Origin of the sequence: Serratia sp. 22278 (genome assembly GCF_052045405.1) — a bacterium.
Lineage (GTDB): Bacteria > Pseudomonadota > Gammaproteobacteria > Enterobacterales > Enterobacteriaceae > Serratia > Serratia marcescens.
Genome location: NZ_JBQEOW010000009.1, coordinates 105,547 through 120,383, shown reverse-complemented (window position 1 = coordinate 120,383; position 14,837 = coordinate 105,547). Strand labels below are relative to the sequence as shown.

16 protein-coding genes are annotated in these 14,837 nt (G+C 60.3%); 4 read left to right on the top strand and 12 right to left on the bottom strand.

All coding sequences use genetic code 11. The features are described from left to right. Window positions 1–6: 6 nt before the first annotated feature. The 4 genes from pqqB to ACTJJ6_RS17170 all read right to left on the bottom strand — a co-directional run bounded on the left by pqqB (window position 7) and on the right by ACTJJ6_RS17170 (window position 2,965). Entirely contained in the window at window positions 7–918 is a 912-nt protein-coding gene (gene pqqB / locus ACTJJ6_RS17185) for a pyrroloquinoline quinone biosynthesis protein PqqB (protein WP_234214254.1), read from the bottom strand. Between the two features lie 58 nt (window positions 919–976). Further along, window positions 977–1,054 (bottom strand): pyrroloquinoline quinone precursor peptide PqqA, encoded by a 78-nt coding sequence (gene pqqA, locus ACTJJ6_RS17180; protein WP_004937827.1) that lies wholly within the window; start codon window positions 1,052–1,054, stop codon window positions 977–979. A gap of 117 nt (window positions 1,055–1,171) precedes the next feature. After that, window positions 1,172–2,221: a dipeptidase gene (locus ACTJJ6_RS17175; protein ID WP_117286805.1), complete on the bottom strand. Its 1,050-nt coding sequence runs from the start codon at window positions 2,219–2,221 to the stop codon at window positions 1,172–1,174. 81 nt (window positions 2,222–2,302) lie between these two features. Then, window positions 2,303–2,965 carry an O-methyltransferase gene (locus ACTJJ6_RS17170; protein WP_016927746.1) on the bottom strand — a complete coding sequence of 221 codons (663 nt, stop codon included), beginning with the start codon at window positions 2,963–2,965 and terminating at the stop codon, window positions 2,303–2,305. A 93-nt stretch (window positions 2,966–3,058) separates the two neighbouring features. On the opposite strand from ACTJJ6_RS17170, the gene ACTJJ6_RS17165 reads away from it, so the two are divergent. Next, on the top strand, window positions 3,059–3,700 hold the full coding sequence (locus tag ACTJJ6_RS17165; protein WP_193842777.1) for a TetR family transcriptional regulator: 642 nt from the start codon (window positions 3,059–3,061) through the stop codon (window positions 3,698–3,700). Between the two features lie 7 nt (window positions 3,701–3,707). On the opposite strand, the gene ACTJJ6_RS17160 is transcribed toward ACTJJ6_RS17165, so the two are convergent. Both ACTJJ6_RS17160 and ACTJJ6_RS17155 read right to left on the bottom strand, forming a co-directional pair. After that, window positions 3,708–4,640 carry a LysR family transcriptional regulator gene (locus tag ACTJJ6_RS17160; RefSeq protein WP_079452142.1) on the bottom strand — a complete coding sequence of 311 codons (933 nt, stop codon included), beginning with the start codon at window positions 4,638–4,640 and terminating at the stop codon, window positions 3,708–3,710. A 69-nt stretch (window positions 4,641–4,709) separates the two neighbouring features. Next, complete coding sequence (locus ACTJJ6_RS17155) at window positions 4,710–5,516, bottom strand: helix-turn-helix domain-containing protein (protein ID WP_100225605.1); 807 nt, start codon at window positions 5,514–5,516, stop codon at window positions 4,710–4,712. Here ACTJJ6_RS17155 and ACTJJ6_RS17150 point away from each other — a divergent pair. Together ACTJJ6_RS17150 and ACTJJ6_RS17145 are read left to right on the top strand one after the other, a co-directional pair. Beyond that, window positions 5,515–6,432 (top strand): cyclase family protein, encoded by a 918-nt coding sequence (locus ACTJJ6_RS17150; protein ID WP_350024619.1) that lies wholly within the window; start codon window positions 5,515–5,517, stop codon window positions 6,430–6,432. The genes ACTJJ6_RS17155 and ACTJJ6_RS17150 overlap by 2 nt on opposite strands. 3 nt (window positions 6,433–6,435) lie before the next feature. Further along, entirely contained in the window at window positions 6,436–6,963 is a 528-nt protein-coding gene (locus ACTJJ6_RS17145) for a carboxymuconolactone decarboxylase family protein (RefSeq protein ID WP_049299212.1), read from the top strand. Window positions 6,964–7,039: 76 nt separating this feature from the next. Here the strand turns inward: ACTJJ6_RS17145 and ACTJJ6_RS17140 are convergent, their stop codons facing one another. The 3 genes from ACTJJ6_RS17140 to ACTJJ6_RS17130 form a co-directional block, all read right to left on the bottom strand. Next, complete coding sequence (locus tag ACTJJ6_RS17140; RefSeq protein ID WP_028127421.1) at window positions 7,040–8,509, bottom strand: pyridoxal phosphate-dependent decarboxylase family protein; 1,470 nt, start codon at window positions 8,507–8,509, stop codon at window positions 7,040–7,042. 18 nt (window positions 8,510–8,527) lie between these two features. Further along, window positions 8,528–9,910 (bottom strand): diaminobutyrate--2-oxoglutarate transaminase, encoded by a 1,383-nt coding sequence (locus ACTJJ6_RS17135; protein WP_176063873.1) that lies wholly within the window; start codon window positions 9,908–9,910, stop codon window positions 8,528–8,530. 505 nt (window positions 9,911–10,415) lie between these two features. Further along, window positions 10,416–11,636, bottom strand: coding sequence for an NADH:flavin oxidoreductase/NADH oxidase family protein (locus ACTJJ6_RS17130; RefSeq protein ID WP_440802319.1), 1,221 nt, complete (start codon window positions 11,634–11,636; stop codon window positions 10,416–10,418). A 70-nt stretch (window positions 11,637–11,706) separates the two neighbouring features. Between ACTJJ6_RS17130 and ACTJJ6_RS17125 the strand changes: the two genes are divergently transcribed. After that, on the top strand, window positions 11,707–12,114 hold the full coding sequence (locus ACTJJ6_RS17125) for a MerR family transcriptional regulator (RefSeq protein WP_440802322.1): 408 nt from the start codon (window positions 11,707–11,709) through the stop codon (window positions 12,112–12,114). Here ACTJJ6_RS17125 and eno read toward each other — a convergent pair. The 3 genes from eno to ACTJJ6_RS17110 are packed head-to-tail and all read right to left on the bottom strand — an operon-like array spanning window position 12,111 to window position 14,808. Further along, window positions 12,111–13,394 (bottom strand): phosphopyruvate hydratase, encoded by a 1,284-nt coding sequence (gene eno, locus ACTJJ6_RS17120; protein ID WP_440802325.1) that lies wholly within the window; start codon window positions 13,392–13,394, stop codon window positions 12,111–12,113. The two genes, ACTJJ6_RS17125 and eno, sit on opposite strands and share 4 nt — an antisense overlap. Before the next feature lie 16 nt (window positions 13,395–13,410). Further along, window positions 13,411–13,839 carry a hypothetical protein gene (locus tag ACTJJ6_RS17115; protein WP_016927735.1) on the bottom strand — a complete coding sequence of 143 codons (429 nt, stop codon included), beginning with the start codon at window positions 13,837–13,839 and terminating at the stop codon, window positions 13,411–13,413. A gap of 3 nt (window positions 13,840–13,842) precedes the next feature. Beyond that, window positions 13,843–14,808, bottom strand: a complete 966-nt coding sequence (locus ACTJJ6_RS17110; RefSeq protein ID WP_440802327.1) for a DHHA2 domain-containing protein — start codon at window positions 14,806–14,808, stop codon at window positions 13,843–13,845. Between the last annotated feature and the right edge of the window lie 29 nt (window positions 14,809–14,837).

Genomic DNA, 14,837 nt, shown 5'->3' with positions numbered 1-14,837 from the left:
GATTCCCTACAGTTCGATATTCATGCCGTCCCAGCTCACTTCGATGCCGGCGGCGGTCAGGCTCTGCCGTTCCGCGGAGTCTTCATTGAGGATCGGGTTGGTATTGTTGATGTGGATCAGGATCTTGCGTTTGGCGGGCAAGGTGCTGAGCAGGGCCGCCAGCCCGTGCTCTTCCGCCAGCGCCAGGTGCCCCATGTCTTTGCCGGTATTGCGGCCCACGCCGGCGTTGGCCAGTTCGTTGTCGCGCCACAGCGTGCCGTCGATCAGCAGGCAGTCCGCGCGGCGCAGCCACGGCATCAGCGCCTCGTCCGGCTCACCCAGGCCCGGTGCGTACAGCAGACCGGCCCCGCGCGCGGTATCTTCGATAAACAGCGCCACGTTGTGGCCCGGCAGCGGGCGATCGCGGTACGGCGAATAGGGCGGCGCGTTGCTGAGCAGCGGAATGGCGGTAAAGCGCACGGTCGGGCAGACCGCCGTGCGGAACGGCTCACCGGGCGTCACCGGGTGGTGAATCAGCCCGCCGTTCCAGTGGGAGAGCATGGGAAATACCGGGAAGCCGGTGCTGAGATCGTCATGCACTTCAGGCGTGCACCAGACGTGATGCGGGCAGCCCTCGCGCAAATTGAGCAAGCCCGCGCTGTGATCGATTTGGCTGTCGGTCAACACGATCGCGCCGATACCGGTGCCGCGCAGCACGTCGGGATTATTCAATTCGGGCGAGGCCAGCAGCTGATGGCAAATGTCCGGGGAAACGTTGCACAGCACCCAGTTTTTACCGTCGTCGCTGACGGCGATGGAAGACTGGGTGCGGCGCGTGGCGTTGATGCTGTGGTCGCGAACGCCCCGGCAATTGTCGCAGTTGCAATTCCACTGGGGAAAGCCGCCGCCCGCCGCCGAGCCGAGAACTTTTATCTGCATGTCTGAACCAGAAAAAGAGGGAAAGAAATGCCCGCGCGAAAGGCGGGCAGACAGGCGATTAACGGTTGGAAATGTACAGCGTCACTTCCAGCCCCAGACGCAGGTCAACAAACTCAGGTTTAGTCCAGGTAGTCATAGCGGTGCTCCTTTACATGCATCGTGATAGTTCGAGCCCAATGAGAAATTTTCGCATTAGGCCGGCCCAATGTTGGCGAAATGTGACGAAGATCGCAACCTTTAAAGCGTAACCGGGTTATTCACCCCAGGTGGCGGCGAGCGCGTTCAGCCAGTTGCGCCAGGTCAGCTTCTCCAGCAGCCGGTTATCGAACCCGGCCTGCGCCAGCGCTTGCGTCAGGCGCGGTAGGCCTGCGGCGTCCTCCAACGGTTGCGGTACGTTGACTCCGTCAAAATCAGAGCCAAATCCCACGCGATCTTCACCAAGTTTAGCGATCAAATACTCAACGTGTTTAACAATTTCTGTTAAGCCTGTCGTTGCACTGTCACGTTTACCGTCCGCCCGCAGGAAGGCGGTACCGAAATTGACGCCGACCATCCCGCCGCTCTGGGCGATGGCGTCCAGCTGTGCGTCGGTGAGGTTGCGCGGCTGCGGGCAGAGGGCGTGGGCGTTGGAGTGGGTGGCGACCAGCGGCGCGCGGCTCAGCGCGGCGGTTTGCCAGAAGGCTTTCTCGTTCATGTGCGAGACGTCGATCATGATGCGTCGGTGATTGCAGGCGCGGATCAGCGCCTCGCCGGCCGGCGTCAGGCCGGGGCCGGTATCGGGTGAGCCGGGGAACGGCCCGCTGACGCCGGTGCCGAAGGCGTTAGGCAGATTCCAGAATGGCCCGATGCTGCGCACGCCCAGCCGGTAGAAGGCCTCCAACTGCGTCAGCTCCGCATCAATCATGCCGGCGCCTTCGATATGCAGCACCGCGGCGATTTGCCGGTTGAGGCGGCACTGCTCTATCTCGGCGGCGGTGCGGCAGATGCGCAGCCGCCCCTGAGAAGCCTGCTCCAGCTGCTGCAGGATGGCGATTTGCCGTTCGGCGATCGCCAGCGGATCGAAGGCGGCCTGCGCCTCGTCCTGCGTTTGATTACGCATCTGGGCGATATAGCCGACCGGAGGAATAAATACCGCGAACAGCCCGCCGCAGAATCCGCCGCGCTGCATGCGGGAGAAATCGAGGTGGCCCGGCGTGACGCGGGAATAAAAGGCGGCGACCGGATCGTCGTCATGCTGCAGCCACAGATTGAGCAGCAGGTCGTTATGGCCGTCGAAGACCGGCCAGAGAGGGGGAAGCGTCATTGGCGTTTCACTGCGTCAGGCATCGTGAACGCTATGTTCTCCCATCGAGCGAGGGGGAACAACCCTCGCTCGATGGGGATTTTAAAGCCGAATTGTCAATTCGACGTCATCCGCGAACGGCGTGGAGAGATAGCCCGTCGCCGGATCGCGCACCCGCGCCAGGTAATCCGGGCTGTCATCGGCGTTGTCCGCGACGATCAGCGCACCGGGCCGCAGACGGCTCTCAAGCAGGTCGAGAATATCGGGATAAAGTCCCTTGGCGCCGTCGAGCAGCAGCAGATCGACCGTGGCCGGCAGATCGCCGCGCAGCGTTTCCAGGGCGTCGCCGACGCGGATCTCCACCAGGTCGATGACGCCGCCTTCGGTCAGGTTGTCGCGCGCCCGCGCCGCTTTGCTCGGTTCAAACTCGCAGGTAATCAATCGGCCGCCGCCGTTATCGCGCAGTGCGGCGGCCAGGTGCAGGGTCGAAATACCGAACGACGTGCCGAATTCGACGATGTTTTGCGCCCGGCAACCCCGCGCCAACATGTAGAGCAAGGCCCCGGTCGCCGGCGACACGGCCAGCGGGAAATCCTTCAGGCGGTGGTAGAGTTCGCGGTACTCGGTTTTGCTCTGCATCAGCCGGCTTTGCTCTGCGTCCGGCACGTCGCGGAACAGGGCGGCAAGCGCCGGCGACCGGCGGGATGCCTGTTGGAACAGGCGGTTTAGCAGCGGCGCTAAGGGGGCAGTGGTCAGGGTACTCATGGCAAATTTCCTGTCGTAAATGGAGCGCGTTAGCGCATGCCGTTATAATATGACGAACTATTCGCATTCCTCTATTCGCATTGGCCGCCCGCTATGACTGAACGCCGCAGTAAGCAAATTTCCTCGAGAAAACAACCGCAACAGGCGCGCTCCGCCGAACTGGTGTCCGCTATTCTGACCGCCGCTATTCAGGTTTTGGCGCAGGAGGGGGCGGCGCGTTTCACCACCGCCAGGGTGGCCGAGCGTGCCGGCGTCAGCGTCGGGTCGCTTTATCAGTATTTCCCCAATAAGGCGGCGATCCTGTTTCGTTTGCAGAGCGACGAATGGCGGCAGACCACGGATATGCTGAGCCGTATTTTGGCCGACCGCGAGAAAACGCCGTTCGCGCGCTTGCGGTTGTTGGTGCAGGCGTTTATCCGTTCGGAATGTGAAGAGGCGCAGATGCGCGTAGCGTTGAATGATGCGGCGCCGCTTTACCGCGATGCGCCGGAGGCACAGGCGGTAAAGGCAGCCGGCAAGGATATCGTGCAGGTTTTCATGTGCGAAGCGTTGCCTGATGTTCCGCAGGTCACTCGCCGGTTGGCGGGCGATCTGATCGTCGGCACGTTGGGGGCGGCGGGCAAGCAATTCTCCGAAACGCCGCGAACTGATTCCGAGATCGCGGCTTATGCCGATGCGATGGCGGATATGTTCTGCGCTTATCTGGCCGATTTAAACGGGCATCAGAGGCCGTAAACGCTTTTTAGGTGACATTGTCACTCGCCGGGAGCTGCGCCTGCCGACGACAAACCGACAGCACCAACTGCCGCAGCCAGCGGTGATCCGCCTCGGCGTCCAGGCGCGGATGCCACATCTGCGAGACGGTGATGGGCGGCGTTTTTACCGGCAGTTCGAAGACGCGCAGCGGGCCATCGGCAGGTTGAGCCTGCAGGAAAGAGGCGGGAAGCAACGCCAACAGATTCGAGGCCTGCGCCACCGCCAGCGCGGCGGGAAAGCTCGGCACCACGGCGGCGATATGGCGTGCCAGCCCCAGCTCCGCCAGCGCGGCGTCTACCGGCCCGAGGATGCGCCCGCTGCGCGAGGCCACCACGTGGCCGCAGGCGGCGTAGTCGGCGACGCCAATCTCCGGCTGTTGCGCCAGCGGGTGTGCGGTTCTCATCACGCCAACGAAGCGATCGCGGAACAGCGCCTGCAGGCGGATTTCCGGGCCCATGTCACCCAACACGCCGATCTCCAGATCGACCAGACCTTCACGCAGGGGGCGGTCGCTTTTCTCCGGCTTGGGCGCAAAGCGCAACCGCACCCGCGGCGCCTGTTCGGCGGCGGCGGCGATCAGCGCCGGGCCGAAGGCCTCGACGAAGCCGTCATTGGCGCGCAGCGTGAAGGTACGATCCAGCGCGGCGGGATCCAATGCTCCCTGCGCCGGACGCAACACAGCGCGGGCTTCGAACGTCGCGTGCCGCGCCCGCTCGCGCAGCGTTTCGGCATAGGGCGTCAGCACCATATGACGGCCGGCGCGCACCAGCAGGGGATCGCCGGTGGCCGCGCGCAGTCGGCTGAGGGTACGGCTCATCGCCGAGGGGCTTAAACCGAGACGGCGCGCCGCGCCGGCAACGCTGCCCGCCGTCAGCAGCGCGTCGAGCGCGATCAGCAGGTTGAAATCAGGGTCTGTCATGCGTGCGCATCCTGTCGTGCTGAATAGGGGGGAAGGCGTTCGATGCAGTTTGTGCGTACGAATGCTGCATCAGTCGCCATGCATTATGCCTGAGCCTGTTTTCGGGGTGCCATGACTTACCGCTAAAAAACCGGAGGGGGACTGGCCCGTTTGCCGTCTGAACATGGCGATAAACGCGGAAGGATCGTGATACCCCAGGGTAGAGGCGACATATTTGACGGCTCTCCCTTCCTGCAACAGCGTCATCGCCATGAGGGTTTTGCTTCTCAGTTTCCATTCATTGAAAGAGATGCCGGTGGCGGCGAGAAATCGCCGCGAGAGCGTACGCTCGCTCAAGCCCAGCATGCCCGACCATTGCGTCAGCGTGTTGAAATCGTGCGGCGCGGCGCTCATCTTTTCGGTCATGATCTTGATCACGTCGTCGCTGCCGAGCGGCAGGTAGCTGTCAAAACGCTCCGACAGCGCCAGCTGCTCAAGCAATGCGGTAACCAACGTCTGGTCCTGAGGCGTGTGCGGATAGCCAATGCGCCTTTCTGAAAAATCGGCCAGCACCGCTTTGACGATCTTATTCAGCCGCAGGGTTTGCGGTTTGCTCGGTAAGGATTGGCATAGCGGGGGGCTGACATGAAGAATGACATAGTCAATTGCACTCTTTGCTACGGATTCATGTTCGGTATTAACGGGGAGCCAAATGGCATATTCCGGAGTGGATAAATAAATATTGTCCTCAATATTTATTTCCGCCAACCCTTTCATGGAATACATCAGTTTGCCCCATGGCAACGCCTGTAAAGGGAATTGCGTTCCTGCCGGCCAGGATTTATTTCTGAACCAAATCGATATTGGGATTTCCCCGGTCAATTCTGACGGTTTCATGACGCCTTCCTGTCCGTTCATGGCTGCGTCTTCCTATTATAACAATAAGTTGTCTGATAATCGGCATTTCTATTCTATGGGGAAAGCTTACTCTGGGCAGGTCATTCCCCTGGATAAAGGTAACAATATGTACGGTAAAATCATTGATCTTTCGGTGCCGCTGATGAGCGGGATCGCTTCCGATCCGGAGCGGTTTCTGCCGGAAATCGAGTATGTTGACAACAAGCGCGGAGCGTTGCAGCTGGCGGAATCATTTCCCGGCCTGGATCCCCTGGCGCTGCCGCGTCAGGAGGGCTGGGCGGTGGAATTTGTCCGCATGAGCACCCATGCGGGGACGCATATGGACGCCCCTTATCACTACCATTCGCATATGGACGACGGTTCGGCGTCAAAAACCATTGATGAAATACCGCTGGAATGGTGTATCGGCCCTGGCGTCAAATTGGATTTTCGCCATTTTCCAGACGGTTATGTGGTCACTGCGCGTGATATTGAGCGTGAATTAGCGAGGATTGATCATCCGCTCGCCGTCGGCGATATTGTTCTGGTCAATACGGCGGCCGGTGGGCGGTACGGCAGTGAAGATTTTATTCATCGCGGTTGCGGCATGGGCCGTGAGGCGACGCTGTATCTTACTGAACGCGGCGTCAGAGTGGTTGGCACCGATGCCTGGAGCTGGGATGCGCCATTCAGCCATACGCGCACCAAATTTGAACAAAGCGGCGATATTTCGCTTATTTGGGAAGGGCACTATGCCGGCAGTAAATATCCTTATTGCCAGATTGAAAAACTGTGCAATCTTGAATTGCTGCCCCCCTGCGGATTCAACGTGATCAGTCTGCCGGTCAAAGTTTATAAGGCATCCGCCGGCTGGGCTCGGCCGGTTGCAATTATCGATGAACGCGCGGGGGAATAAACGATGGCCAGAATAAAACTGCCGGCAGTGAGTGAATTAACGGCTGAGCAACAGCAACAATATGCCCGTTTTCCCGCCAATCTTACGCTGGGTCTGTTGAAAACCAGCCGTTCGGCGCAGGGATATCTGTCGCTGGGCGCTTCTTTTCCGGCCGGGCGACTGTGTGATAAAGATCGGGAAATGATCATATTAAGGGTTGGCGCGTTAAGCCACAGCGCTTATGAGCGTATGCAACACTATCCGTTGGCGATCCTTGCGGGGTGGCGCGATGACGACATCGAGAAAATAGAGCAGGGTGTTGGCATCGACGCCAGAGGAGCGGCCATCTTGCATTTTGTCGATGAATGCGTGCAGCAGGTGAAGGTTTCTGCCGACACGTTTAACGCGGTCAGGCGCTATTATGATGAGGTTCAACTGGCTGAACTGGCATTAATGATTGGGCACTACATGATGACGGCGCGCTTTTTGGAAACGCTGGAAATCGATCTGGACCTACAAGCGACATCCTGGGAAAACATGTCAACGGATTGAGTACGCGCACGGCGTGAGCGCGATAAAAAAGCCGATAGCCTGGGGCTATCGGCTTTTAATGCGCAGTGGCGGAGGGTTACGCCGGCAGCTGCTGCGCGGTTTTCTCGACCAACGCCAGCAACAGCTTGATGTCTTCCAGCGTCACGATCGGGTTCAGCAGCGTCATCTTCAGGCAGGTTACGCCATCGAACTCGGTTACGCCGACGTTGGCGCGGCCCGATTCCAGCAAGGCGTCACCGATACGCTGGTTGAACAGCGCGACGGCCGCGTCGCCATTCGCCGCCAGCTGCGCCGGACGGTAGCGGAACAGCACGCTGGCCAGCTGCGGCTGCATCACCAGTTCCAGCGATTCCTGATCGGCGATGTAACGCGCCACCTGTTGCGCCAGCGTGACGCCATGATCGATGATCTCGGCGTATTGCTTCTGCCCCAGCGCTTCCAGCCCCATCCACAGCTTCAACGCATCGAAGCGGCGGGTGGTCTGCAGCGATTTGGACACCAGGTTCGGCACGCCTTGCGCCTCGTCGAACTCGGAGTTCAGGTAGGCCGCCTGATAGCGCATCAGCTCGTAGTGGCGCGCGTCTTTCAGCAGGAAGGCGCCGCAGCTGATGGTCTGGAAGAACTGCTTATGGAAGTCCAGGGTGATGGAGTCCACCAGCTCCAGGCCGTCCAGGTAGTCGCGGTACTGCTCGGAAAGCAGCAGCGCGCCGCCCCAGGCCGCATCCACGTGCACCCAGATCTGCTGCTCCGCCGCCAGCCGTGCGATGTCGCGCAGCGGGTCAATGGCACCGGCGTCGGTGGTGCCGGCGGTGGCGACGATCGCCATCACCTGCTCGCCGTTGGCCTTGGCCTGCGCCAGTTTTTCCGCCAGATCGTTCACGTCCATGCGGGCGAAGCGATCGGTTTTCACCAGGGTGACGGACTGATAGCCGAGGCCCATCAGCGCCATGTTCTTCTGCACCGAGAAGTGGGCGTTTTCAGAACAGAACACTTTCAGCTTGCGCAGATCGCCCACCAGACCGTCCTGCTGCACGGAGTGGCCCTGACGCGCGAAGAATGCATCGCGCGCCAGCATCAGCCCCATCAGGTTGCTCTGGGTGCCGCCGCTGGTGAACACCCCGGCGTCGCCGGGCTGGTAACCGACCTGGGCGCGCAGCCACTCAATCAATTTCATTTCGATCAGCGTGGCCGACGGGCTCTGATCCCAGGAGTCCATGCTTTGGTTGGTGGCGTTGATCAGCACTTCGGCGGCCTGGCTAATCACCAGGCTCGGGCAGTGCAGGTGCGCCACGCATTGCGGGTGGTGCACCGACAGACTGTCTTTCAAAAAATACTCGATGGCGCGCTCGATCGCCGCCTGGTTGCCCAGGCCTTGCGGGGTGAAGTCGAGCTTGATGCGCTCGCGCAGTTCGGCAACGCTTTTGCCCTGATACATCTCGGGCTGTTGCAGCCACTGCACGACGGCTTCACTGCTCTGTGCGATCGCCTGGCGGTAAGCCTCGGCGCTGTGCGCCGAGGAAGCCAGAATCGGGTTTAACTTGGACATCGCGGTCATTCGCTCCAATCAGACTGGCTTGACGCCGGCGGCCAGCAGTGCCTGCTCAAATTTATCCAGGAAAATACCCAGCTCATCATTGGTGATCAGCAGGGAAGGCAGCAGGCGCAGCACGCAGCCGTTGCGCCCGCCGCGCTCCAGGATCAGACCGGATTCGAAGCATTTCTTCTGCAGCAGCGCGGACAGCTCGCCATCGGCCGGGTAGCAGCCCATGTGATCCTGCGCTTCGTTCGGCTTGACGATCTCGATGCCGATCATCAGGCCCAGACCGCGGACGTGGCCGATCACCGGATAACGTTTCTGCAGCTCGGCCAGCTTGCCTTTCAGCCACTCGCCCTGAGCGGCCACTTTGTCGGCGACCTTATGCTCTTTCAGGTACTGCAGGGTGGTCAGGCCGGTGGCCATCGCCAGCTGGTTGCCGCGGAAGGTGCCGGTGTGGTGGCCCGGTTCCCAGGCGTCGAACTCTTTTTTGATGCCCAGCACCGCGAGCGGCAAGCCGCCGCCGACCGCTTTCGACATCACGATGATGTCCGGCTCGATGCCCGCGTGTTCGAAGGCGAACAGCTTGCCCGTACGGGCGAAACCGGCCTGAACTTCGTCGATGATCAGCAGAATGCCGTGTTCCTGGGTCACTTTGCGGATGCGCTGCAGCCACTCGGCCGGCGCCGGGTTAACCCCGCCTTCGCCCTGAACGGCTTCAAGGATCACCGCAGCCGGTTTACGCACGCCGCTTTCCACGTCGTTGATCAGGTTGTCGAAGTAGTAGGTCAGCGCCTTGACGCCGGCTTCACCGCCGATGCCCAGCGGGCAGCGGTATTCATGCGGATAAGGCATGAACTGCACTTCCGGCATCATGCCGTTGATCGCCGCCTTCGGCGACAGGTTGCCGGTGACCGCCAGCGCGCCGTGGGTCATGCCGTGGTAGCCGCCGGAGAAGCTGATCACACCGGAACGGCCGGTGTGCTTTTTCGCCAGCTTCAGCGCGGCTTCCACCGCATCGGCGCCGGACGGGCCGCAGAACTGCAGGCAATACTCTTTGCCTTCGCCAGGCAACAGAGAGAGCAGGTAATCGGAGAAACGATCTTTCAACGGGGTCGTGAGATCGAGAGTATGTAACGGCAAGCCGCTGGTAATGACATTTTGGATGCTTTGCAGGACGTCGGGGTGATTATGTCCAAGAGCCAACGTTCCCGCCCCGGCCAGGCAATCAAGATATTGATTATTCTCAACATCAGTGATCCAAACGCCCTGGGCTTTCGCAATTGCCAACGGCAGTTTGCGCGGATAACTCCTAACATTCGACTCAAATTCGGCTTGACGCGCCAAATAGGTTTCATTGTTTCCGTTTAATGAGTTTGCAACTAAAGTATCAATACGGACTTTATCCGTCATCATATCTCTCCTACAACCGAAGGTCTCAACACGCAACGATTGAATTAATGAATTAGAAAAGTAACTGCCTTGTGAAAAGCGCGACCAATATATGGCTTTTTCGCCTGGGACTCAATAGCCGATTTTGTTTTGAATTGTTTAGTTTTTTCTTAGGCTCATCAATATGTTGTTGATTTGTTGACCGTTGGTTTTGCCAGCAGAAAACAACATTTCCTTAACATTGCGTAAAAATCCCTTTCTGCTTTCCTTTGTCCGCCTCTTTAATGCATTTATTATTAAGGTGAATTTCCGATTAATAACATAAATAGAAAATAGCGGCTTATTTTCATCTATTCACCACCTTAAGTCCTATAGCGGTTATATACACAAAATTTGTGATGAATATAAGTCATCGAGCGTTAAAAGCGCGGTATCCAGAGTGGTGATTTCTTGCAGATTTTACGTAGCGCGATCGAAAAAGCGGAATTTTTGTGCGGCGCCGGCGAGTCTGCCGGCGCCGTGGTCATTAACGTTGCCGTAACCAGACGCGATAGCGCCGCAGAGTGCGGCGGGTGCGCCATCTATCGATGAGCAGCGACCACAGTGGGGAGTAACGCACGTTGCGCGTCCGATCGCGGCTCAGGGCGTGCATGCGGCGCTTGATCAGCGCCATGCGGGCGAGCAGCGTCAGCGTTTTGTCGCGCCATTTTACCGGTGCGGGCAGTGCATGAGGGGCTTCGCCGGTTTGCCAGCGGTGCGGCAGATCGGGAATTTCCGCCATGGCGGCGGCGATGCCGACTACCGCGACGCCGCTGTTCAGCACCTGTTGCGCCACCGACGGGCGGGCGATGCCGCCGGTGGTCATCACCGGCATGCGGGCTACTGCGGCGAGATCGCGGGCGAAGGTCAGAAAATAGGCTTCGCGCGCCAGGGTGCTGTCGTCCGCCGCTTCGCCCTGCATCGCCGGGCTTTCATAACTCCCGCCCGATAGCTCCACCAGATCGACCGGCAGTTTGTTGAGCATCAACAATACCTGTCGGGCCTCGTCCGGCGAAAAGCCGCCGCGCTGAAAATCGGCGGAGTTCAGTTTGACCGCCACGCAAAAGCCTGGCGAGACACGCTGGCGCACCGCGCTCACCACCTCCAGCAGCAGGCGGGCGCGATTCGCCAGCTCGCCCCCCCAACGATCGCTGCGCTGGTTGGACAACGGCGACAAGAACTGGGAGATGAGGTAGCCGTGCGCCGCATGGATCTGCACGCCGGTAAACCCGGCCTGTTCGGCGGCGTGCGCGCTGGCGGCGAAGCGGGCGATCACCTCGGCAATCTGCGCTTCGCTCATGGCCTGCGGCGGGGCAAACTGCTTGCTGTACTTGCCCATCGCCATTGGGATGGCGGAGGGCGCCCAGGCGTTGCCGCCCATGTTGGCCATCACCTGACGGCCCGGGTGGCTGAGCTGCATCCATACCTGCGCGCCTTCCTGGCGCGCGGCCTTGGCCCAGGTTTCAAACGGGGCGAGCGGCGTATCCTGTTCCAGCACCACGCCGCCGGGGCCGGTCATGGCGCGGCCGTCGATCATCACGTTGCCGGTGATGATGAGGCCGGCGCCGCCGATACCCCAGTGGCGATACAGACGCCATAGCGCGGGGCCGGGCAGTTGGCCTTCATCGGCCAGATTTTCTTCCAACGCGGCCTTGGCCAGACGGTTGGGTAAGCGGCTGCCGTTGGGCAGAATCAGCGGGGTAAACATCGGGTACGTTCCTGTCGCAGGGTGAATGGCGCTATACTAGGTTTAAAGTTAACTTTAAGGTCAATAGGGCATGAAAATCGGAGAGTTGGCGGAGCGCGCCGGCATGGCCGCCTCGGCGATACGTTACTACGAACAGCAGGGTCTGCTGCCCAAAGCGGTGCGCGGCGTCAACGGTTATCGGGTGTATAGCGAAAGCGCGCTGGAGCGGCTGCACCTGATCCAAATCGGCCAGAATCTGGGGTTTTCGCTGCAGGCGATCCGCGGGGTATTGGCGCTGCAGGGCAGCGCTTATGAGGATGGGGTGATACAGGGCGTCGACAGCCGGCTGGCGGAGATCGAGCGGATGATGGCGACGCTGAACGAGCAGCGTGAGACGTTGATGGCGACGCGGCGTATTCTGTTGGAATCCGGCGTGGCGGGATTATGCCGCGCAAAAAATGAAAAACAGGCCGGTGCGTGGCCGGCCTGCAAAGATTAACGGCGTTTAAAGGCGGCGCGCCCGGCATATACCGCCGCGGTGCCCAATTGCTCCTCAATGCGCATCAGCTGATTGTATTTTTCGATGCGCTCGCCGCGGCACGGCGCGCCGGTTTTCAAATGGCCGGCTCGCATCGCAACCGTCATATCGGCGATAAAGCTGTCGACGGTTTCGCCGCTGCGGTGCGAGATAAAGGCGCCCCAGCCGTTTGCCTGGCAAAGCTGCACGGCGGCGAAGGTTTCGCTCAGCGTGCCGATCTGGTTCAATTTGATCAGCGCTGCATTGGCCAACCGTTCATCAATCCCACGCTGGATGTATTTCACGTTGGTGACGAACAGATCGTCGCCAACCAGTTCCACCTGATCGCCCAGGGTGTCGCTGAGAATGCGCCAGCCGGCCCAATCGTCCTCGGCCAAACCGTCTTCAATCAGCACGATGGGAAAATCCTGCACCAGCCGCTGGTAATAGGCCGTCATCTGTTCGGCATCCAGTTCAGCGTTTTCGCTGCGCAGGCGGTATTTACCGTTGGCATGGAATTCACTTGAGGCCGGGTCCATGCAAATGGCGATATCGTCTCCCGGTTGATAACCGGCTTTCTCTATCGCCTGCACGATCAGCTCCAGCGGTTGCCGGTTCGAGGCAACCGCCGGCGCGAAACCGCCTTCGTCGCCGACGCCGACCGACAGGCCTTGTTCCAACAGGATTTGGCGCAGCGCCTGATAGACTTCACTGCCCCAGCGCACGGCCTCGCGCAGCGATGGCGCGCCCTGCGGGGCTATCATAAACTCCTGAAAGTCTGCCCCTTGCCAACGGGCGTGCACGCCGCCGTTGATGATATTCATGCAGGGCACCGGCAGCAGGTTGGCGCCGATGCCGCCCAGATAACGATACAGCGGCAGTTGCGACAATTGCGCCGCGAGGCGGGCGGCGGCCAGAGAAACGCCGAGCAGGGCGTTGGCCCCCAATCGGCTCTTGTTCTCGCTGCCGTCCAGCGCGATCAGCCGGCGGTCAATCTCCTCTTGTTGGCGCACATCCACCCCGCGCAGCGCCTCATTGATCGCCGTTTTGACGCTGTGCACCGCCTCCAGTACGCCTCTGCCGCCGAAACGGTGCGGATCGCCGTCGCGGTGCTCCACCGCCTCGCGCGACCCGGTGCTGGCGCCGGAGGGGACCGAAGCCCTGGCCACGACGCCCGCCGCAGTCATTTCAACTTCGACGGTCGGGTTGCCGCGCGAATCCAGGATTTCTCTGGCGGTTACGTTTTCAATTTCATAGCTCATGGATGATCACCTCATTCTAGGGAGTGGGCACGTGCTTTATCAGCACGTCGATCGACAAATGGTTAATGAACTCGAAACCGAAGGAGGCAAAGACGCCGAACGGACGGTTCTGATGGCCGAGCAGCAACAGATCGACCCCTTCGCGGGCAATCAGGGCTTCGACGTCTTTGAAGCGATGGATGCTGACAATTGCGCGCACCTCCAGGGGGATTGAGCAGTCTTCCACCAGACGGCTGAGCATGGCTTTGGCGGCGATCACCTCGCTGGACTGGCGATCTTTGGTCAGCGAATCGCTGAGGTAGTCCAGCTCGGCATAGTCGGCGCTGATGTGCGCCACGGTGATGCGCGTATTCATCTGCTGATTGAGGCGTTCGGCATGACGCAACAGCAGCCGGCCGTCGCGTTCATCCTGCACCAGCAGTAAAGCATGTTGGTAGAGCGGCATGACTTATCTCCCTGCGTTAGCGATCTGGCGGGTTAACCACGGTAAAACCTCTTTTTTCCGGCTCGTCATGCCGGGCAGCGACACCTGACGAATGTCGAGCACCCGGTTCGGCGAGAAATACAGGGTGGAGCGACGGCAGGTGATATCGGTGACCAATAGCGCGGCCATCGCCAGCCCGGCTTCCTGCTTCGCGTGTTCAAGCGCCTGTTGCAGCGCGGGCAACAGCGGATCGATGTCGCTCATGGCCCGCACTTCTATCTGCGACAGCAGCAGCGAGACGCTATGGATGCGATAATTCTTGGCGTCGCGCTGCAGCAACTGCGCGGCGGATTGCCCCGAAAGATCGGTTTTGGCGGCCAGCAGTCCGGCGGTGAAGGCGTCATAATCAACGTGAGAAATTGCGCGCAACCGCGAGACCGCCAGCCGATCCAGTTCGGTGGTGGTCGGCGCGCTCAGCGCAACGGTATCGCTCAAAATCGCGCCCAGCAGCAGCGTGGCCTGGGCGGAAGAAAGCGGCATCGGCCTTTCCGCCGCCAGGATCTGCAGGATCACGGTGGCGCAACAGCCGACGGCGCGAACCCAGACATCGGGCGGGTTGCGGGTGATTAACGTGCCCAGCCGGTGATGGTCGATAACGCCGACCACATCGCTGTCGGGCAATGAGGCCGGCCCTTGTTCGACGTCGGTAAAATCGACCAGCCAGACTTTACGGTCACGGAGATCGCCTTTCAGCAGCGGAGGCGCTTGTACGCCGGCGACGGCCAGTATGTAGCGGGTTTCCGGCGTCAGTTCGCCAAGGCGGAAAGCGACGGCCGGTTTGCCGAGGTGATTGAGCCAGTCCGCGACCACCAGCGCGCTGCAGATGCTGTCGCTGTCGGGATTTTTATGGCCGAAAACGTACAGCGGCATTTCCCGCACGGTGAGATCAGGCTGGGGCGGAAAAGGGGTAAAACGTGAGATTTCATTCATAGCGACTCCTGACATACCTGCCTAAAAAT